Source organism: Enterococcus sp. DIV1726a, from assembly GCF_051710985.1.
Taxonomy (GTDB): domain Bacteria; phylum Bacillota; class Bacilli; order Lactobacillales; family Enterococcaceae; genus Enterococcus_B; species Enterococcus_B hirae.
Genome location: NZ_JBIOLS010000001.1, coordinates 1,330,302 through 1,350,244, shown reverse-complemented (window position 1 = coordinate 1,350,244; position 19,943 = coordinate 1,330,302). Strand labels below are relative to the sequence as shown.

Sequence of the window (19,943 nt, the reverse complement as noted above, 5' to 3'; positions counted from 1 at the left end):
TTATTTCTCCTCTCCTGCATCCATCATTTCCATAAATTCATCAAATAAATGAAGCGCATCATGTGGACCGGGAGCTGCATCAGGATGGAATTGGACGCTAAACGCTGGATAATGACGATGTCTAATTCCTTCCACAGTCCCATCATTTACTTCTACATGGGTGATCAGCAACTGATCTGGATCAACTGTTTTTTCATCCACAGCATAGCCGTGATTTTGAGAAGTAAAATCGATCCTTCCAGTCGCGATTTCTCGGACAGGATGATTCAAGCCACGATGACCAAATTTCATTTTATAGGTATCCGCACCATTAGCTAAGGCAAACAATTGATGCCCTAAACAGATCCCGAAAATTGGTATTTTCCCTTGGATTTCTCGAATCATTTCAATAGCTTCTGGTACGTCTTTTGGATCTCCTGGTCCATTCGTCAGCATGACGCCATCTGGTGCTAGGGAAAGAATTGTTTTTGCATCCGTATTATAAGGTAATACGGTTAAATTGCAGTTTCTTTTACTTAGTTCACGCAAAATACTATGTTTCAAACCAAAATCAATGACAGCCACATTTTTTCCAGTTCCAGGACTTGGATATGGTTTACTCGTTGAGACTTGTTGCACTTGGTTTGTAGCTAAAACGGTCGCTTTCAATTGGTCATAAGCATGTTCAAAGGAATCACCAGCATCCACGATACTCGCTTTCATCGTTCCAACTTGACGGATTTTTCGTGTCAAGGCCCGAGTATCGATCCCTGAAATTCCAGGGATACCTTTTCGTTTCAAAAACTCGTCCAATGTCATTTGACTCCGCCAATTAGAAGCCACTCTCGCATGTTCTTTGACGACTACGCCCTTGCAAGTTGGTGCGATGGATTCATAATCATCACGGTTGACACCGTAATTTCCCACCATCGGATACGTAAAGGTAATGATTTGTCCATTGAAACTTTGGTCTGTGATCGTTTCTTGATAGCCTGTCATGCTGGTAGTAAACACGATCTCGCCAAACACATTATTATTCGCTCCAAATGCTTTTCCTTTAAAAACTGTCCCATCTTCTAAAATCAATAATCGTTCCATTTGCTTCACTCCCCTTTGTGCCACGCCAATTTTCCATCAACGAATGTTCCTAATGTTTCGCCCTTGACGTTCCATCCAACAAAAGGTGTGTTTTCGCCTTTCGATAAGAAATCTTTCTTATCGATTGTACTTGAGTGTTCAATATCGAAAACAGCTACGTCAGCTGGTGCCCCAACTGTCAATGTCCCAGCCTCTAACTTGAAGATTTCCGCTGGCTTGGTAGCCATCCAGTTGATCACTTGTTCGAGTGTGAAACGATTGGTTTCAACAAAGTGCGTATAAATCAGTTGGAAAGCTGTCTCACTTCCTACGATCCCAAATGGTGATTCTAAGAAACTTTTGCTTTTTTCTTCTAATCCGTGTGGCGCGTGGTCAGTCGCAATACAATCAATCGTTCCATCAAGAAGTCCTTCGATTAACGCTTCTCGATCTTCCTTTCCTCTTAATGGGGGATTCATTTTCCAAAAGCCGAAGTCTTCGGGGATATCTTCATCAATCAAGATCAAATGATGGGGAGAAACCTCTGCTGTAACGTGGATACCCGCTTTTTTGGCATCACGAATGACCCGCACGCTTTCCTTGGTAGAAACGTGACAGACGTGATAGTGCACACCTGTTGCTTCAGCTAAAAGGAGATCCCGTGCGATTTGTGAGGATTCAGTTACACTTAAAATACCTGGCAAACCTAGTTCTTTTGCTTTATCACCAGCATGCATCACTCCACCGAATAGTAATGATTCATCTTCCGTATGTGCTACCAGTGCTTTGTTATTTTTTGCTGCTTCTTTCATGGCTTGATACATTGTTCCTGCGGTCTGAACACCCACGCCATCATTCGTAAATGCAAATGCTCCTGCTTTAATCATCGCTTCTTGATCCACTAAGACTTCACTTCGAAGATTTTCAGTGATCGGTGCATATTGCAAGACTTTGACCACAGCATCTCGTTTGATCAAGTCATAGACCTGTTCTAATTTTTCCGGGGTATCAGGTACAGGGTTCAGATTAGGCATGGCACAAACAGTTGTAAAGCCGCCTCTTGCTGCTGCTTTAGTACCAGCTGCAATCGTCTCCTTGTATGTAAATCCTGGCTCTCTTAAATGGACATGGACGTCCACTAAACCAGGTGTGATCAGTTGTCCTTTGGCATCAAACACTTCATCAAATTCAGCCTCGGAAAATCCTTCGCCGATTGCTTTGATTTTTCCGTTTTCGATCCAAATTTCTGCAGGTGTTGTTTCATTCTTTCGTGTATTGATTTGACCGTTTTTAATGAGTGTTTTCATCTTTTCTTCCTCCTAGCTTTACGCTTTTCCGTTTAGTACTGCTTCTAAGATCGCCATTCTAACAAAGACGCCATTGCTCATTTGCTGTACGATTCGTGATTGTAGTCCTTCCACAAGGGAGTCAGCTAATTCGACATCACGATTGACTGGCGCTGGGTGCATGATGATCGCATGCTTTTGTAATTTCTTCGCACGTTCGACTGTTAATCCATACTCTTGGTGATAGGCTTCTTTTGAAAAACTTTCTTTCCCATCATGACGTTCATGTTGTACGCGAAGCATCATCATGACATCCACTTGTTCTAATAATTCATCTAATGGCAGGTAGTGCCCATAGACTTCAAATTCTTCATCGTACCATTCGCGTGGACCTGAAAAGAAGACTTGTGCTCCTAATCGTTTCAGCATTTGCATGTTTGATTTTGCTACTCGTGAGTGTGTGATATCCCCAACGATTGCTACTTTCAATCCCTCAAAGTAACCAAATTCTTCGTAGATCGTCATCAAATCAAGTAAGCATTGTGTTGGATGTTGGCCACTTCCGTCACCACCATTGATAATCGAGCATTGGATCGTTTTACTTTGGATTAATTCATCATAGTAATTTTCATCTCCATGGCGGATTACTGCAACATCCACACCGAGCGCAGACATCGTCAAGACCGTATCATAAAGGGTTTCCCCTTTTTGTACAGAACTCGTACTCGCTTCAAATTCAATCACTTCTAAGCCTAGTTTCTTTTCGGCTACATCGAAGCTCTTATGCGTACGAGTACTATTTTCAAAAAACAGATTCGTCGCAAAGTATTGCGGTTTTTGTGGTGTCCAGTTTGCTCCTTGTTTAAACTCTTGACCTCGTCGGATCAAGCCCATGACTTCTTGATCCGTTAAAGCTTCCACTGTCAATAAATGTTTTAAACTAATGCGTTCTGATTTGATGATCATGATAGTTCCTCCTTATTTTTCTTCGCTACGTGAAGTTTCGGGTAAGATAAGATTCAGAATGATACCAAGTACAGTTGCTAAAGCCATTGCTGATAACGTGAAGGTGCCTACTTCAAAAACCAAGCCGCCGATTCCGACCACTAAGATCACTGAAGCAATCAACAGATTTTTCTTTTTATCAAAATCGATTTTATTTTCGATCAAAATCTTCATTCCACTCGCTGCGATCACTCCGAACAAGATAAAGCTGATTCCGGAAATTACGGGTCCGGGGATACTTAAGATCAAAGCGCTTAATTTGCCCACAAATCCTAAAATCACAGCGAAAACTGCTGCACCACCGATGACGAATACGCTGTGTACACGAGTGATTGCTAACACACCGATATTTTCCCCATAACTTGTAACTGGAGGACCACCGACGAAAGCTGCGACGATCTGCGCTAAGCCATCTCCCATCAATGTTTTGTGTAAACCTGGCTCTTCAAAGAAATTACGTTTGGTTAATTTATTCAAGACCATCAAGTGTCCAATGTGTTCCGTCATCGTAACGAAAGCGATAGGTGCCATCGTCGTGATTGCTCCTAAGTAAAGCTTGGGTTCATATTGAACAAATGGAATCTCGAAGTTTGGTAAAGCGAACCATGCAGCATCAGCGATCGGCTTTGTATCGACGATTCCGAAGAGTAAAGCAACGAGGTAGCCGCAAATGATCCCTAACAAAATTGGAATAAGTCCTAAAAATCCTTTTAGCCACATGTTGAAGAAAATCGTCAATGCTAAAGTGATCAGTGCCACGGCTATATATTTAAAATCATAGTTGCCTTGGTTATACATTGCGTTCGTTGCAGCATTCGCTGCTAACCCCAAACCGATTACCATGATCACGGGACCAACGACAATCGGTGGTAAAATTTTGTCCAACCATGCTGAACCGATCTTTTTGATGATCCATGCGACGATCAAGTAAACCAGACCAGTCGTTACGGCTCCTTGGGCGATCGCTGGGTAACCGTCAGTCTTCATCAGCATTTGCATAGCTGCGATAAAGGCAAAGCTACTACCCAAGTAGGCTGGAATCTTTCCTTTAGTAGTAAAAAGATAAACTAATGTTCCTAATCCTGAGCTGACTAAGGCAATCCCTGGATCGATCCCCACTAAAATCGGCACAAGTACAGTAGCACCAAACATCGTAAAGAGATGTTGTAAACTTAAGCCGATCCAATGTCCTGTTTTTGGGCGATCGTGGATATCTAAAACCGCATCGTGATTATGGAATTTTTTCTGTTCTGACATATCAATTGCTCCTCTATTCTTCCTCTTTCAAAATCATGATTCGATCTTTGCCGTCAAGTTCTTGCATTTCGACTAAGATTTCTTCTGTTTTTGCTGTGGGAATGTTTTTCCCAACATAGTCTGCTCGAATCGGTAACTCTCGATGTCCCCTGTCTACTAAGACAGCCAGAGAAATTTTTCTAGGACGACCATAGTCCATTACTGCGTCCATCGCTGCTCGAATCGTTCGTCCAGTGTAAAGGACGTCATCGATCAAAATCACTTCTTTTCCTTCTAGTGAAACGGGAATATCTGAAGAATGAAGTTCTGCTTCAGCTGGTGTTTCTTTTTTATCATCACGATACAATGTGATATCCAGCTCTCCGACCGGAACTTCGATGCCTTCAAGTTGCTTCAAACGATCGGCAACTCTTGATGCGATGTAAATCCCTCTTGTTTTTATCCCAATTAAGACAACATCTTGAATCGTCTGATTTCTTTCAATGATTTCATACGTGATACGTGTCAATGCCCGCTTCATGGTTACTTGATCCACAACTTCTTTTGCTTGCATGTTTGTTTCCTCCTTTTTTATACACAAAAAAACTCCTGCCCTAAGAGGACAGGAGGAATGTCTAGACTGAGTGTACATTTAGATACACTGATAGTTATACTACGTCATTGAGTAATCGATGTTATGGCGCACCATAGCTCTCTTACCCACACCCTTCTTAGCCTCACGGGACTAAACTTAAAGGAACTGATATGAAGTTTTTATGCTTTCGTTGTTAAATACTATACCGTTATCTAAATCAAAATGCAACACTTTTCCTTAGTTTTTCTAAAGTTTTTTCAAAGATTGTAGGAAGCGGTGCTTCAAAGACCATTTCCTGACCTGTGATTGGATGGGTAAAGCCTAAGAGCTTCGCATGAAGAAATTGTCCATTTCCTTTCAATGTCTTACTTGGTCCGTAAACTGGGTCTCCAGCTAAAGGATAGCCTATATATTTCATATGCACACGGATCTGATGGGTCCTACCTGTTTCTAACGTCAACTCCACCAACGTAAAATCATTGAATCGTTCCAAGACATCAAAATGGGTCACGGCTGGTTTGCCATCTTCTCTGACTGCCTGCATTTTACGGTTCACTTTTGATCGACCGATCGGTGCGTTGATCGTTCCTTTTTCATGAGGAATCACTCCATGGACTAACGCTACGTATTTACGTAAAGAAGTTTTATCTTTTAATTGCTTGGCCAAAGATTCATGTGCTAAATCATTTTTCGCTACCATCAACAAACCTGAAGTATCTTTATCGATTCGATGGACGATCCCTGGACGGATCACACCATTGATCGACGAAAGGTCTTTTACATGATACATTAAAGCATTGACCATCGTACCATTCGGATGACCTGCTGAAGGATGGACGACCATGCCTTGTGGTTTGTTGACAACAGCAACCGCTTCGTCTTCATAAACGATTTCTAATGGAATGTCTTCTGCTTCAATTGAAAGGGTCTCTGGTTCTGGCACAGCGATCACGATTTCATCATTTTTCTTCACTTTATAATTTGCTTTCACCACTTGTCCGTTGACCGAAACGGCACCATCTTTGAGCCAAAGCTGGATTTGTGAACGACTATAATCGTTGAATAAACCTGTGAGTACTTTATCGATCCGTCCTGTTTCTGTTTGAATCGTTGCGTTTAATTCTGTCATTTTTTCCCTTGTTCCTTTTCATCTAAAATAATGTATATCAAAATAAGAATCACACCACAAACAAGTGTCATATCAGCTACATTGAAGATCGGAAAATTCATAAAATCTGTTTGGAACATATCGACGACATATCCCAGTCTTACACGATCAATAAAATTCCCAATAGCTCCTGCTAAAATAAAACTTAACCCTGTCAGCAACCATCGATTGCCCTGTTTGCGATTCTTGACCATCAATGTCACAACAACAATGACAGCAACCACTGTGATTATGACGAAAAACCACATCTTCCCTTCAAGCATACTCCAAGCTGCCCCAGTATTGCGTATATGATTCAACGATAAGACGCCTGGAATCAATGTCTTCGTTTCGCCTAAAGATAAATCATTGACGATCCACCATTTGACCCACTGATCAAGAGCCACTAATAATCCACTGATCATAAAATAAATTGCTAACAAAAAATCATTCCTTTTCTATTTGTTGATAAATATCTCTAGGTCTAATGATCCCCAGTAAGTTGCCGTCAGGATGACCATCTTTGGTAATCAGGACTGCTTCTAGAGTTCCTTGTTCCCGAAACATTGTTTCCACTTCATAAACATAAGTATGTTCAGCTACAAAACGATAATTCGTATATTTGCCATCACTAAAAATCAAATCAGCCGCTTTTTTATCTGTTAAATCAATGGTCCCTTTTTGACTTTCCTTTGCTAGCCAAAAACCAATGACCCGCAATGTCACAAGCGCTACGAATTTCCCTTTATTATATAAAGGAAACTGTGAGTATCGTTTTTTGGCAACCGTTCCTAACAAATCAAGTAAAGGAAGATCTCGTTCAAAACCTGTGACATGTTTCGCAAAGCGAGGTAAAACCTTTGCTGGACGAATCAAGTCTTCTTCAATCTGCTGGATCTTATTGACTGCCCAATCATTGGGTTCAGCAATCACAAAATCCACAGCAATCCGATCGTGAACAATGGCATTTCGTAACTGCGCCAGCTGAAGCAAATCTTCTTCATATTGACGAATCACTGCTTTTTTGCGTTGGGCAAGTCGCCGAACTAACTCAGTAAATCCCATATTGCGGGCGTTACCCATTTCATCTCTCATCCATTTTTCGATCCGATTAAAACTACTTAAAAAAATATCAGAGTTTGCCATCTTTCTCCTCCTTGATTACATAGGCTTGGTTTTTGATGAAAAAAAAGAAGCCAATCATTACAAGTACCACGAACATACTATAAATTAGATTGTGTAACCACAATGCGCTTAATCCACTTCCTAAAAATAAAAAGGGATAAATCTGTAACAATAAGAGATTCATTGTAATGACGTATCCTTTGGACGGATGCGTTATTGTATACACTGGACTTTTTAACCAATAAAACGAAACTTGCATTGTAAAAGGTGCTTCTAACTTAAGTAAAACCGATTGATTATGATTCAATTGTCCTTTTTTCTTTCCATTGATCCGCAGTTGGATCGGACTACCCATGCCATAAAAACCTGTTCGTCTTGTCACTCGTACGTCCATAACGCCCCTCCTCCTGATGCTTTCTTAGTATACCGTAAAACACCCGAACAAGAAAGTAGATGTCTCAAAGTGTTTGAGTTCCCTATATTTAACTAATTTATAGACATTTTTTGCTCAAATGCAGCGAGTACAGTAAAAGTAGCCAACCAGAAAAACTATTAGAAATCTGTTGTAACATCGTTTTCACTCCTTATATATCCATTAAAGATGTTCGCTCGAAAATAAAAGGATGACACAACTATCCGTAATGAATAATTGTGTCATCCTTTTTTACTGTTTAGAAGTATTTTTTTCAACCTCACTTTTTGTAAACCTCCACTTGCTTTAACTACTTTATCGTTCATTGCTTTGCAACAACTAAGTAAAGAATAAAAAAAGAAATATACCCACACCATTATAAAAAACATGGGTCAATATGGCGTACCACACATTAGAAGTTTTTATATAAACGAATCCAAATAGAACGCCGCAGAAAAAAAGGTTGAAATTTCCTCCGTGTACGATTGAAAACAAGAATGAAGAGATTATGAGGAGAGAAGCCTTTGTTTTCCTGTCAGAATGTAAGCTGATTAGACTAAATCTAAAAATTATTTCTTCTAAAAATACACCGTACGTTGTAGCACTTATTATATATTTTTTCAATTCACTATTAGCTAAAGAATTTAGGGGTAAGCTATTTGTATCAGGCAAAGCAGTATTAATGACAATAATACTAACGATACAAAAGACTGCTATAAATATGAGTTTCAGCCATTGTATTTCTACTAATGATTGATAGAGAAGCTGGTGGAACAACACCAAAAACATAAAACTTAGGATCAACGGAAACCAAGAAATCCAATCAAATATGAAATCATATTTGATTGGGATCCCTATATTTGGGATCATAAAATAAATAATAAAGTAACTCAAGCAAAGAATGAATTTCCAATGTTTCTTAGTATTCCTATGTATCATATTGCTACATAATCAATATATTGTGTATTTGCTGTAGCAGTTTGAGTACGAATATATTTATTGTCTACTTTACGATAAACTCGGTAAGTGACCGTTATTCTTGAATTTTGACGATACTTCTTGAATTTTCCGTTTACTGAGTATTCGTTCCCGATTTTAATATTCATTCCGAAGATCGTTGCACCAATTGATAATGTGGTTTTTCTATTGTGGGTTTCTGTACCCGAATATGTACGATTTCCTTTAGAAATACGCCAACTTTGAGGTTGTGACCAAGTTTTTGTCTGAATCGATGGTTCGTCTAATACATAGTACTCATCATCACTACAAATTGCTATGCCAGAACTATTCGTTTCATCGGCTAATACTGGAACACACGGAGTTACAGCAGTTCCTAAAGTCAAAAGTGACGTAGACACCAAAATTGTTCTAAATAAATACTCTTTCAAAAATTTGCACTCCTATTTTAGTATTAAAGAAAACGTTTTCTTCACAATGATTATAAATCATTTTATTTTAGACATATGATTGCTATCATAAAAAGCTGTTTTGAACTCAAAATCATCCGTGAAACCGCCATTATTTACTTGTTGACTAACACAATATGTATAAAAACAAGTCAGCCCTTGTATGAACATATACAAGAGCTGACTTTATCCTTTTTTTGATCGAAAGGGAGCCTTTACCTAATTTTAGGTATTCTCACTAATCATTTTTGATAGATGGCTTTTTTATGGAGCACCCTATCCTCTTTCTTTTTTAGAATAATCCCAGTACTTCCCCATCACTGGTAACATCCATATTCAATGCAGCTGGCTTTTTGGGAAGTCCCGGCATAGTCATGACATCTCCTGTTAGCGCAACGATAAACCCAGCTCCTAATTTGGGAACGAACTCTCTGATGGTAATCGTAAATCCTTCAGGAGCGCCTAGAAGTGTCGGATCGTCAGAAAATGAATATTGGGTTTTCGCCATACAAATTGGCAGTTTATCCCAACCATTAAGGACAAACTCATCGATTTGTTTTTTTGCTTTTTTACTAAAATTGACACCTTTTCCACCATAAATCTCTTGGACGATCGTTGCCACTTTTTCTTCAATAGTCGCTGTCGGTTGATACAGGGGCTGATAATCTGCTTGCTGACTATCAATCGCACGAACGACCGCTTTGGCAAGTTCAATTCCACCGTCTGCGCCATGCTCCCAAACACTTGCTCGTTTTACGATCACCCCTTGATTTTCGCAAAGACGTTCTAACAAAGTAAATTCAGCTTCCGTATCTGTCACGAACTCGTTGATTGCAACAATTACTGGGATATGGTATTTCTCCATATTGTGGATATGACGTTTTAAATTACTGAATCCTTTTTCCAATGCTGCTAAATTTTCCGTTTTCAACTCTTCTTTAGTTGCACCGCCATGCATTTTCAATGCACGAACTGTTGCTACGATCACGATCGCATCAGGCGCCTTTTTCAAATTCGGAACTTTGATATCTAGGAATTTTTCTCCACCTAGATCTGCACCAAATCCAGCTTCAGTCACCACATACTCCCCTAATTTAAGAGCTGTTTGGGTAGCTAAAACACTATTACACCCGTGAGCAATATTGGCAAAAGGACCGCCATGGACAAATGCTGGCGTGCCATAAATCGTTTGTACTAAGTTTGGTTTGATCGCTTCTTTTAATAGCAGTGCCAATGCGCCTTCTGCTTTGAGATCACCAGCTGTCACTGGCTTTTGATCAAAGGTATAACCGACAACAATTCGAGCTAAACGAGCTTTTAAATCATCGATGTCTGTTGCTAAGCATAAAATCGCCATGATTTCACTTGCTACGGTGATGTCAAAGCCATCTTCTCTCGGCACACCTTGAATCGGACCGCCTAAGCCAACAATCACTTTTCGCAGTTCGCGATCATTCAAATCGACGACACGTTTCCAGATCACACGACGTGAATCGATTCTCAGTTCATTCCCTTGATGGATATGATTGTCCAAAAGTGCAGACAATGCGTTATTAGCAGACGTAATCGCATGCATATCGCCAGTAAAGTGTAAATTGATATCTTCCATTGGTAATACTTGTGCATAGCCTCCGCCGGCAGCACCACCCTTGATTCCCATGACTGGACCAAGGGAAGGTTCTCTTAACGCAATCACTGCTTTTTTACCAATTTGATTCAATGCGTCCCCAAGACCTACCGTGATGGTCGATTTACCTTCTCCAGCTGGTGTAGGATTGATGGATGTAACTAAAATCAAGTGACCATCTGGTTTTTTCTTTAATTTCTTGATGGTGGAAAAATCAATTTTCGCTTTATATTTTCCGTAAAGCTCCAGGTCATCTTGTTGGATATCCAATTTTTCCGCAATTTCAATAATCGGTTTTAACTCTGTTTCTTGTGATATTTGTAGATCGCTCTTCATCAAATTACCCCTTTACACGAACTTTATACCCAAAACAAAAGAATTTGTTCAGTTATATCTATTATACCTTTTTTTATTTTAAAACAAAATAGGCAAGATTGCTTTTTTAATTTAATTGACGTATATATAAATACTCTTTATAATGTTAGTTATGATCAGACTTTAGAAAGGTCGTGAGAGCTTTGACCACAGGAACTGTGAAATGGTTTGACAACAAAAAAGGATATGGATTTATTAGTTATGATGAAACAGAAGAAATATTCGTCCATTTTACTGCAATTGAAGAAGAAGGTTTCAAAACCCTTGAAGAAAATCAATCTGTAGAATTTGAAATAATCGAAGGAAACCGTGGGGCACAAGCCGCTCATGTCAAAAAAATGATCTTATAAGAAAGTTTCAACAATAGTAACTTCTCTTCAAAACAGAAGAGATTGCATCAAAAATATTCAATTTAAAGAAAGACCGATACTCCGCAAAATGTTCTTTGCAAAGTATCGGCTTTTTTATAATTTTATAATTGCTTGAACGATAGAAAATCAACTTATGCTGCGTCTCTTCCATACAGTACAACGTTCACTAATATTACAAAATCTCACTTTTCAATAAAAAGATACATATTTCTGTTTGTTTTCTAATCCTATCGAAAGAAGGTTATCTCGAATTTATCAGATGATTTGAAAAAGACTGCTCGACTGTATTGAAAACTTGATTTCTAGCGTTTGCTTTAATATCTTTTACAAATTTCTTTTCTTTTTTCTTCGCTATTATTTCTTATCGTTGTATCTATGCATCCTTCTCACTTATTTCCAAGTGAATGATGTCTTTCGCATCAGATTATTTTCTTTTCAACATTAATTGCCATTTTAAAAGAATCTTTCTAAATTGAGACAACGGATTTAAAGAACCGACAATCCGAGCAAGGGCTTGATTGTTATATAGCCTTGGTTGATAATCTTTTTTGATTGCTTTTATACCATTTTTTTACCGAGCTTTTCTAATAACTAGTTTCAACGATCACTTTCACTATTTATGATTCGTTCATTTATGTATCTTCTTGAACTGGTTCCTGAAGTTATTTCCTGCGAATCAAGCCCAGCCATGATATTTTTAAAGTCCTGAAGGTTATAACCCTGTGTTTTGCTGTTTTCTTTTTAAAAATTGCCAACCATTTATCCCTCCTAATTGCTCAAAACACTGAATCCAACGATTGACATCAAAACTATGTGAACCCATAGAAAGATTCATCTCGTTGAGGTGATAGATGTCTGTTGACTCCTGGAGTAGCCCTTCTGCTGATTCGCAAAATTTCTTGAAATTTGCGCATTTTTCCAACTCGCTTGATTTGTTGCACGGACAGATAGCGAACGTATTTCTTGTTTATTGTTCGAACTACCTTGTTTCACTCTTGATGTCTGTGCTTTTTTCATCTGTGTTCTTTTGCCATTTTCCTTTCTTTTATTTAGCTTTTCCAAGTGCATTCTCCGTAGTTTTGTACCTCTCGTTTTCCATATTCCTTTTATCTTCCTACCGTTCCTCCGCCATAGTCTCACTATCTTCCTACCGTTTCTCCGCCATAGTCTCGATAGCTTCGCACCTCTTTTTCTTCGTATTTCTTTTATCTTCCAAATTCGGTTGAGATCTTCTAACATTTTTTTTATTTCCACGTCCGTTTTTCTCCTTATACTTTTTCTGTAAGTTTTATTATAAATAAGAAAAAATGTTATCTTACTTCTTTTTTTCCTTTAAAAAATATTTAGTGCAATTTTTTTATAATATCCTTTATGTTATTAAGTTATATATCCCTTGGTTGAATGGTCAGGTGTCCATTACTTTATCGAAAGTTACTGGTCGAACATCATATCATCCATTATCCTAAGGTCAAGTTCATACAAACGTCAGCAAGACACAATCAAGCCGAAGAATCTCACCCTGATCATAAAATGATCTTCGGATTCTTCGACTTGTTTTCTCAGAGGTTATATATAGTTATGTTTTTCTCGCAGCTATTTTATATCTGCTGAATCAATTGGTTTAAACAAGTAAAATCAATCAGCTAGTTGTATTTACTTGGTTGTTAGTGCTTTGTTGCTCTTTACCTTCAGAATAGTAGGACAAAAAAGCTGTCTGACTTTTTTTGCGCATCAGATAGAAGGTTGGCTCAGCCTTCCCTACATATTTAATCTTTACACCTCTTTTGACCGGTGTTACAGAGTCAATATCTTGTAGCGGGATATTTTGGTCCTTCCAAAAAGCAGCATATTTAATTTTGATTGCATGGTTTTTCAAAATAAATGACCGACGATACCCAAGAAAAAGAAAAATTAAAAATAGCCCCATCACTAAGTTACTTTTCCAATAGGGTCTAGTGTTTTCAAGTGATAAAATCAAACTAAAAAATAAAATGATCAAAGATAAAGACCAATAGATGATCGTCTGCGCCCATTCCGGCTGCCAGCGAATTATTTTTTTCATTCTTTAACCTCGCATCTATTTGTAATGGTATAATTATAGCATAACACTATTTTTATAAAAAGGAGAGCTTCCTTATTATGATCAAAGTATACATTGATGCTTCCACAAAAGGCAATCCAGGACCTAGTGGTGGAGGCATTTTAATTATCCATAAAAATAAACAAGAACAGCTTACCGTCCCACTTTCGGATGGCTCCAATCATCAAGCTGAATTCGAAGTCTTTTTAAAAACTTTAGAAATTTTAAAGGAAAAAGGCTGGGTCAATGAAACAATTCTCTGTTATTCCGATAGCAAAGTACTTGTTTCTACAATCGACAAAAACCACACGAACAACGAAAGTTTCTCTTCCCTTCTATATGAGATCCAACAATTACTCGCTCAGTTCCATTTACTCATCTTACAATGGATTCCCGAGAGTAAGAATAAAGGGGCGGATAATCTGGCACGCCAAGCGCTTCAAAAACAATTAAATCCATAAAAAAAAAGACTTTTTAGCTACTTACTAAAAAGTCTTTTTAAAGTTTCTGATTTAATAGAGAAGATAATTGTGATCAAAAGTAATATCGAGTTCAAAAGAACCAACCTTTTTCTCAATAGCTTGACGAATCTTTTCTTCTAAAACATCATCTGGTAACTTGAAATTCTGAGGAACTACAATATCGAATTGCAACTCTTTCCCTTTACGTATGATCCGTAAATCGTGCAACCTCAACTCTTCCCCCAACTCTTTGATAATTTGTCTCAATTGTTTCAATATCTTACGGTATTGTTCATTATGGATTGCTACCGGATCTAGATGACAAACTAAATCTACATCCAAAGTCTTTTTAAAGTCTTTTTCGATAATATCAATGATTTTATGTGCTTCATTCAAGTTTAAACTGTCGTCAACTTCAATATGAACAGAAGCAAACTTTTTATTTGGTCCATAATTATGAACCAACAGATCATGAAAACCTAAAATCGATTTATAAGAACTTAATTGTTTTTCCATTGTTTTGATTTCTTCAGCTGTTGGACGGCTACCTAGTAATTCATAGACAAAATCACGTAACATCATGATCCCACTAAAAATAATGTACCCGGCTAAGACAAAACCAACATAGCCATCAATACGCCATCCAGTGAATCTTTCGATACCTGCAGATACTAAAACAGCTAACGTCGTGGATACATCATTGTAACTATCTTTGGCTGTCGCTTTTAGTGCTTCTGACTGAATTGTTTTTGAAAATCTAGTGTACATACGTCCTTGTAAAAGTTTTAACAGAATCGAAAATATCAGGACAAGAAACACGATCGGTGTCAGGACTAAATGTTCCGGCCGAAAAATTTTCCGTATAGAAGCGTCCAAAAATTGAAACCCTACATACGTAATGATGATTGAAACAAATAAGCCACTGATATATTCAAATCGTTCATGTCCAAATGGATGTTCTTGGTCTGCGGGTTTTGCAGCAATCTTAAACCCAACAAGCGTCAAAATGGATGAAGCTGTATCGGATAAACTATTGATAGCATCCGCCATGATCGAAACACTGCCAGAAAAAAGGCCGATCATAAACTTCGCAACAAACAATAACATATTTGAGATAAGACCTAAGATTCCAGCTATAATACCTTTTTTGGTACGTTCTTGCCCACTAATCGTTTTTTGTTCTTTTGACACTTTTTCGCTTCCTTTATTCTTTATTCTGGTTTGAGTGGCGTTGCAGCAAACAGCGCTTTAGCAATCAGTGGCGTAATGATTCCGGCACCTATCGCTTCCGGAATCCCATTGATTGCGGCAACTCCTGCCAAAGTTTTAAATAATAGATCCGCATCTACGCCATACGCATCAGCAGTTGCCCCAGTATAAAACAGTCCCATAAACCCTAGAACTAAAAGTGTATTCACGAGTGAGCCAAATACTCCTGCTAAAACCGAACCAACGACTACAGAATGATAACGTTGATAAATCCAGTGAAAAATGATTCCTGCAACTAAGCCAACTAACACTCTAGGAACAACTGAAATGATCGGATTGGTAAAGACGAGGGTATCAAATGGGGTCGTAGGCATAGCGTAAGCACGAATGATCGTGGCGATCCCCCAAAACAAACCAATGACCATGCCGTCTTTCGGTCCTAATACAACCGCAGCAACGATAACTGTTATGTGAATAATCGTCAAACTAATAAATCCTAAAGGAATAAACCCTAACCATGGAACCATTGCTTGAACGATAATGATTGCTAATAAAATCGCTCGTAAAACTAAACGAAAAGTTTTATTTTTACTATTCAATTTTACCCCCTCCTTTTTGTTCTAATCGTAAAAGGTTTTGCTTTTTTGTCAATTAATTACTCTCAAAGAAAATGCTGATTGGTTGCATTCAGTTCTCATAAAATAAACCGAATTTGTCAACGGGATTTCCGTTTCAAACAAATTCGGTAGAACTTTTCTTTAACAAATAGGAGGATTTAATGCTCCTTGAACAAAAAAGGTCGTTCTTGAGCCCTTTAGCACGTATGAAAATAAATAGTATTATCGGTGCTTCCTTAAGCAATAAGCGATCAGTGTTTAAACTATGAAAAGCTGTTTAAAAAATGACCGCTTACTCGCTTCAATGAAAGCATTCTATTCCCAATTTTTTGCTAAAACCAGGTCAAGTATTCGCTCCTTGAAATAAGTTTTTTCTCTCCCAAACATAAAATACCGTTTCAAAAGGAGGTTATTATCATCTGAGCTATTCGACGCTTTCCCATTTTATTTGGAAAAGTATTTAAAGTTGATTATTGATTAGACAACCATGTTTTAGCTTCTGATAAAGCATCTGGGATACCAGCAGGGTTTTTCCCACCTGCTTGCGCCATATCAGGGCGACCACCACCGCCACCACCAACTTTTGGTGCAATTGCTTTGATCAAGTCACCAGCTTTTAGCCCAGCATCATTTGCTTCTTTCGTCATAGCGACTAACAAACTAACTTTTCCGTCTTGTTCATTTGCCAAGACAAGAATATCGGAAATGTTTTTTTGTTTCCATTGGTCTGCTAATTGACGTAATTGGTTCATATCTTTTACTTTTACTTGTGCAGTAATCATTGAATGACCACTAACTGTTTCCACATTTTTAAAAACATCGCCTGCTTGTTGGTTCGCTAGTTTACTTGCTAATTGTTCATTTTCTTTTTGTAGTTCTTTTAGTTGTTGTTGTAATTGTTCTGTTTTTGATACAACCTCTTTTAATTGAGGTGATTTGACAATTGTGGCAACTTCTTTTAATTGTTTTTCTTCTGCTTCCAATAACTCATAAGCTTCTTTACTTGTTACAGCTTCGATCCGACGAACACCGGCACCGATTCCTGATTCAGAAACGATTTTAAAGATCCCAATATTTTCAGTATTTGCTACATGGGTTCCACCACAAAGTTCGATAGACCATCCACCAATGTTCACTACACGGACTTCTTGACCATATTTTTCACCAAATAAAGCCATAGCCCCCATATTCTTAGCGGTATCGATATCTGTTTCGATGGTTTCTACTGGGATTGCTTCCCATATCTTCTCATTAACGATTCGTTCCATTTTTACTAATTCATCAGCTGTGATTTGTCCAAAATGAGTAAAGTCAAAGCGTAAATGTCCAGGAGCAACTAAAGAACCAGCTTGGTTTGCATGTTCCCCTAAAACTTCTTTTAAAGCTTTATGCAATAAGTGAGTCGCTGTATGGTTTTTGATAATGCGATTTCTCATCGGTACATCGATCAACAAGTGGTAAACTTCGCCTTCAGTCAATGTTGAAAGCACTTCTACGGTGTGCATAAATTGTCCATTCGGTGCTTTTTGAACGTCAACAACTGTCGCAACCGTTTCTCCAGAGGCATTGATGATCCAACCTTGATCAGCCACTTGTCCACCCATTTCTGCATAAAACGGTGTTTGATCAAAAATCAATTGACCTTGTCCAGCAGACAATTCACTCACTAGTTCTTCATCTTTGATAATCACCAATAGTTTGCTGTCTGATTCAACTTGATCATAGCCAATAAATTTACTATCCACTTTGATATCTGTTAATAGGGCAGATTGGACTCCCATTGATTTTTCTGTACTACGAGCAGCACGCGCACGTTGTCTTTGTGCTTCCATTTCTTTTTCAAAGCCTTCATGATCGACTTTCAAGCCTTCATCTTCTGCCACTTCTTCGGTCAACTCCACTGGGAAACCGTAAGTATCATATAATTTGAAGATATCTTTTCCAGCAAGTGTTGTTCCATTTGCTTTTTTGACTTCAGCGATCACTTGATTCAAGATTTCAAGACCTTCGTTGATTGTTTCATTGAAACGTTCTTCTTCGGTACGAACTACTTTTTCAATAAATTCTTTTTGTTGAAGGACTTCCGGATAATAGCTAACCATGATTTCGCCAACTACTGGAACAAGATCATATAAGAAAGCTTTTTCGATCCCTAATTTTTTCCCGTGCATCACTGCTCGGCGTAATAAACGACGAAGAACATAGCCACGACCTTCATTTGAAGGAAGCGCCCCATCTCCAATCGCAAAAGATAATGCTCGGATATGATCCGCAATTACTTTATAAGAAATGTCGGTTGTCGGGTTTTCACCATATTTTACTTGGTTACTTAGTTTTTCTACCGCATGAATGATCGGTAAGAACAAGTCTGTTTCAAAGTTTGTTGGTGCGTCTTGAACGATCGAAACCATCCGTTCCAGCCCCATGCCCGTATCAATATTTTTATGTGGTAAAGGTTCAAATGTATGATCTGGTTTATGGTTGAACTCAGAAAATACTAGATTCCAAATTTCTAAATAGCGTTCGTTTTCTCCACCAGGGTAGTTTTCTGGATCATCTTCTGCGACATCATTGTATGCTTCGCCTCGATCATAGAAGATTTCTGTATCAGGACCACAAGGACCCGCACCAATATCCCAGAAATTATCTTCAACATCTACAATGTGATCAAGTGGTAAGCCGACTTCTTCATGCCAGATTCGTTTTGCTTCTGTGTCTTTTGGATAAACGGTAACATATAATTTTTCCGGATCAAATGCCATCCATTCAGGACTTGTTAAAAATTCCCATGCCCAATGGATTGCTTCATTTTTGAAATAATCACCAATAGAAAAATTCCCAAGCATTTCAAACATTGTGTGGTGCCGTGCTGTCTTCCCTACGTTTTCAATGTCATTCGTACGAATTGATTTTTGAGCGTTTGTGATGCGTGGATTTTCTGGTACGACAGAGCCGTCAAAATATTTTTTTAACGTAGCAACCCCTGAGTTGATCCATAAAAGCGTTGGATCGTTGACTGGAATTAATGATGCGCTAGGTTCAATCGTGTGTCCTTTTGATTGGAAGAAATCTAAAAACATTTGTCGAACTTGTGCACTGCTTAATTGTTTCATTTTATTACCTTCTTTCTTTATTTTAAACGACAAAAAAACACCCTCACAGCCAAGGACGAAAACTCGCGGTACCACCTTGGTTGCAATGATGTTCGATCATTACCTCTTGAACTCGATAACGCTGAGTAGCGTTGATATTTCTATCAATAAAAAAGGGAGCAATTTGTTTTTTTGACTATTCTTTTTTCAGCCTGGAAAGAATTTTCTGTAAGTCAGACTTAAACAAACCATGTCCTTTTCGTACTTTACAAGTATACGTATTCTATTTTATTCTGTCAACCGCTCTTTTCCTTCAACTCTTATTTCTTTCTAGAATATTTTTTGTTAAGCTTGAATTACGCCTATTAATCAAAAGGAGAATCGATGATGCAAGTTTATTTTGGAAACAAGTCCTGGATCAGAGGGGCGAGTTTTTATCTTCGTTATCAGGTATTTGTTCTGGAACAAGGCATTTTGCCAGAATTAGAATTTGACGAAACGGACACTTCTGATAACTACTTTCTGTTAATGGAAAACAATGTTCCAATTGCAACATTACGTTATCAAAAAAAATCGTCCACTTGTCTTAACCCCGATCGTTTTTGCGTCGCCAAAAATTATCGCCAACAAGGTTTCGGTCGTCAGCTGTTGTCCTTAGCTGAACAGAAAGCGAAAAAAGAAGGCTTGCTATCAAGTTACCTAGTAGCAGAAATGACTGCCCTTAGTTTCTATCAGCAACAAGGTTACGAGACTTGTACAGATCCTTTTATCGAGGATGGGATTACCTGCGTAGGGATGCAAAAAGAATTGATTTAAGATCTATTATCACTAGATTATCTGCTA

General features: G+C 38.2%; 20 protein-coding genes. 3 read left to right on the top strand and 17 right to left on the bottom strand.

Translation table 11 applies throughout. The features are described 5' to 3' along the window. The 12 genes from IGJ27_RS06090 to IGJ27_RS06035 form a co-directional block, all read right to left on the bottom strand. The gene (locus tag IGJ27_RS06090; RefSeq protein ID WP_095454260.1) at positions 1 to 1,077 is read right to left on the bottom strand and encodes a carbamoyl phosphate synthase small subunit; all 1,077 of its coding nucleotides are present in this window, start codon (positions 1,075 to 1,077) and stop codon (positions 1 to 3) included. Between the two features lie 5 nt (positions 1,078 to 1,082). Beyond that, positions 1,083 to 2,363, bottom strand: a complete 1,281-nt coding sequence (locus IGJ27_RS06085; RefSeq protein ID WP_178305983.1) for a dihydroorotase — start codon at positions 2,361 to 2,363, stop codon at positions 1,083 to 1,085. A gap of 18 nt (positions 2,364 to 2,381) precedes the next feature. Next, positions 2,382 to 3,308 (bottom strand): aspartate carbamoyltransferase catalytic subunit, encoded by a 927-nt coding sequence (locus IGJ27_RS06080; protein ID WP_010719215.1) that lies wholly within the window; start codon positions 3,306 to 3,308, stop codon positions 2,382 to 2,384. A 12-nt stretch (positions 3,309 to 3,320) separates the two neighbouring features. Next, positions 3,321 to 4,604, bottom strand: a complete 1,284-nt coding sequence (locus IGJ27_RS06075; RefSeq protein WP_010719216.1) for a solute carrier family 23 protein — start codon at positions 4,602 to 4,604, stop codon at positions 3,321 to 3,323. A 13-nt stretch (positions 4,605 to 4,617) separates the two neighbouring features. After that, the gene (gene pyrR, locus IGJ27_RS06070) at positions 4,618 to 5,157 is read right to left on the bottom strand and encodes a bifunctional pyr operon transcriptional regulator/uracil phosphoribosyltransferase PyrR (RefSeq protein WP_010719217.1); all 540 of its coding nucleotides are present in this window, start codon (positions 5,155 to 5,157) and stop codon (positions 4,618 to 4,620) included. Positions 5,158 to 5,395: 238 nt separating this feature from the next. Further along, complete coding sequence (locus IGJ27_RS06065; RefSeq protein ID WP_178305984.1) at positions 5,396 to 6,307, bottom strand: RluA family pseudouridine synthase; 912 nt, start codon at positions 6,305 to 6,307, stop codon at positions 5,396 to 5,398. After that, a complete protein-coding gene (gene lspA, locus IGJ27_RS06060; protein WP_010719219.1) occupies positions 6,304 to 6,768 on the bottom strand; it encodes a signal peptidase II in 465 nt (154 codons plus the stop codon). Before lspA ends, IGJ27_RS06065 begins: the two co-directional genes overlap by 4 nt. A gap of 4 nt (positions 6,769 to 6,772) precedes the next feature. Beyond that, on the bottom strand, positions 6,773 to 7,471 hold the full coding sequence (locus IGJ27_RS06055; RefSeq protein ID WP_010719220.1) for a CBS domain-containing protein: 699 nt from the start codon (positions 7,469 to 7,471) through the stop codon (positions 6,773 to 6,775). Then, on the bottom strand, positions 7,458 to 7,844 hold the full coding sequence (locus IGJ27_RS06050) for a hypothetical protein (protein ID WP_010737532.1): 387 nt from the start codon (positions 7,842 to 7,844) through the stop codon (positions 7,458 to 7,460). The genes IGJ27_RS06055 and IGJ27_RS06050 overlap by 14 nt, the downstream gene beginning before the upstream one ends. 357 nt (positions 7,845 to 8,201) lie before the next feature. Continuing rightward, complete coding sequence (locus tag IGJ27_RS06045; protein ID WP_438791712.1) at positions 8,202 to 8,651, bottom strand: lysostaphin resistance A-like protein; 450 nt, start codon at positions 8,649 to 8,651, stop codon at positions 8,202 to 8,204. 146 nt (positions 8,652 to 8,797) lie between these two features. Beyond that, entirely contained in the window at positions 8,798 to 9,250 is a 453-nt protein-coding gene (locus IGJ27_RS06040) for an LMxysn_1693 family intestinal colonization protein (protein WP_178305985.1), read from the bottom strand. A 310-nt stretch (positions 9,251 to 9,560) separates the two neighbouring features. Continuing rightward, positions 9,561 to 11,231, bottom strand: coding sequence for a formate--tetrahydrofolate ligase (locus IGJ27_RS06035; RefSeq protein WP_113792763.1), 1,671 nt, complete (start codon positions 11,229 to 11,231; stop codon positions 9,561 to 9,563). A 182-nt stretch (positions 11,232 to 11,413) separates the two neighbouring features. Between IGJ27_RS06035 and IGJ27_RS06030 the strand changes: the two genes are divergently transcribed. Further along, a complete protein-coding gene (locus IGJ27_RS06030) occupies positions 11,414 to 11,620 on the top strand; it encodes a cold-shock protein (protein ID WP_010719225.1) in 207 nt (68 codons plus the stop codon). A gap of 852 nt (positions 11,621 to 12,472) precedes the next feature. Here the strand turns inward: IGJ27_RS06030 and IGJ27_RS06025 are convergent. Next, positions 12,473 to 12,703 (bottom strand): hypothetical protein, encoded by a 231-nt coding sequence (locus tag IGJ27_RS06025; protein WP_128448498.1) that lies wholly within the window; start codon positions 12,701 to 12,703, stop codon positions 12,473 to 12,475. Positions 12,704 to 13,280: 577 nt separating this feature from the next. Next, the gene (locus tag IGJ27_RS06020; RefSeq protein WP_034697854.1) at positions 13,281 to 13,703 is read right to left on the bottom strand and encodes an EbsA family protein; all 423 of its coding nucleotides are present in this window, start codon (positions 13,701 to 13,703) and stop codon (positions 13,281 to 13,283) included. Positions 13,704 to 13,780: 77 nt separating this feature from the next. On the opposite strand from IGJ27_RS06020, the gene IGJ27_RS06015 reads away from it, so the two are divergent. Next, complete coding sequence (locus IGJ27_RS06015) at positions 13,781 to 14,182, top strand: ribonuclease HI family protein (protein ID WP_096710376.1); 402 nt, start codon at positions 13,781 to 13,783, stop codon at positions 14,180 to 14,182. Positions 14,183 to 14,233: 51 nt separating this feature from the next. On the opposite strand, the gene IGJ27_RS06010 is transcribed toward IGJ27_RS06015, so the two are convergent. The 3 genes from IGJ27_RS06010 to alaS all read right to left on the bottom strand — a co-directional run bounded on the left by IGJ27_RS06010 (position 14,234) and on the right by alaS (position 19,121). Further along, the gene (locus IGJ27_RS06010; protein WP_178305986.1) at positions 14,234 to 15,373 is read right to left on the bottom strand and encodes a cation diffusion facilitator family transporter; all 1,140 of its coding nucleotides are present in this window, start codon (positions 15,371 to 15,373) and stop codon (positions 14,234 to 14,236) included. Between the two features lie 20 nt (positions 15,374 to 15,393). Beyond that, positions 15,394 to 15,990 carry an ECF transporter S component gene (locus tag IGJ27_RS06005; protein ID WP_010737525.1) on the bottom strand — a complete coding sequence of 199 codons (597 nt, stop codon included), beginning with the start codon at positions 15,988 to 15,990 and terminating at the stop codon, positions 15,394 to 15,396. Positions 15,991 to 16,478: 488 nt separating this feature from the next. Then, the gene (gene alaS / locus IGJ27_RS06000; RefSeq protein ID WP_178305987.1) at positions 16,479 to 19,121 is read right to left on the bottom strand and encodes an alanine--tRNA ligase; all 2,643 of its coding nucleotides are present in this window, start codon (positions 19,119 to 19,121) and stop codon (positions 16,479 to 16,481) included. A gap of 366 nt (positions 19,122 to 19,487) precedes the next feature. Here alaS and IGJ27_RS05995 point away from each other — a divergent pair, with 366 nt between their 5' ends. Then, positions 19,488 to 19,916, top strand: coding sequence for a GNAT family N-acetyltransferase (locus IGJ27_RS05995; protein WP_014834680.1), 429 nt, complete (start codon positions 19,488 to 19,490; stop codon positions 19,914 to 19,916). Positions 19,917 to 19,943 lie beyond the last annotated feature (27 nt).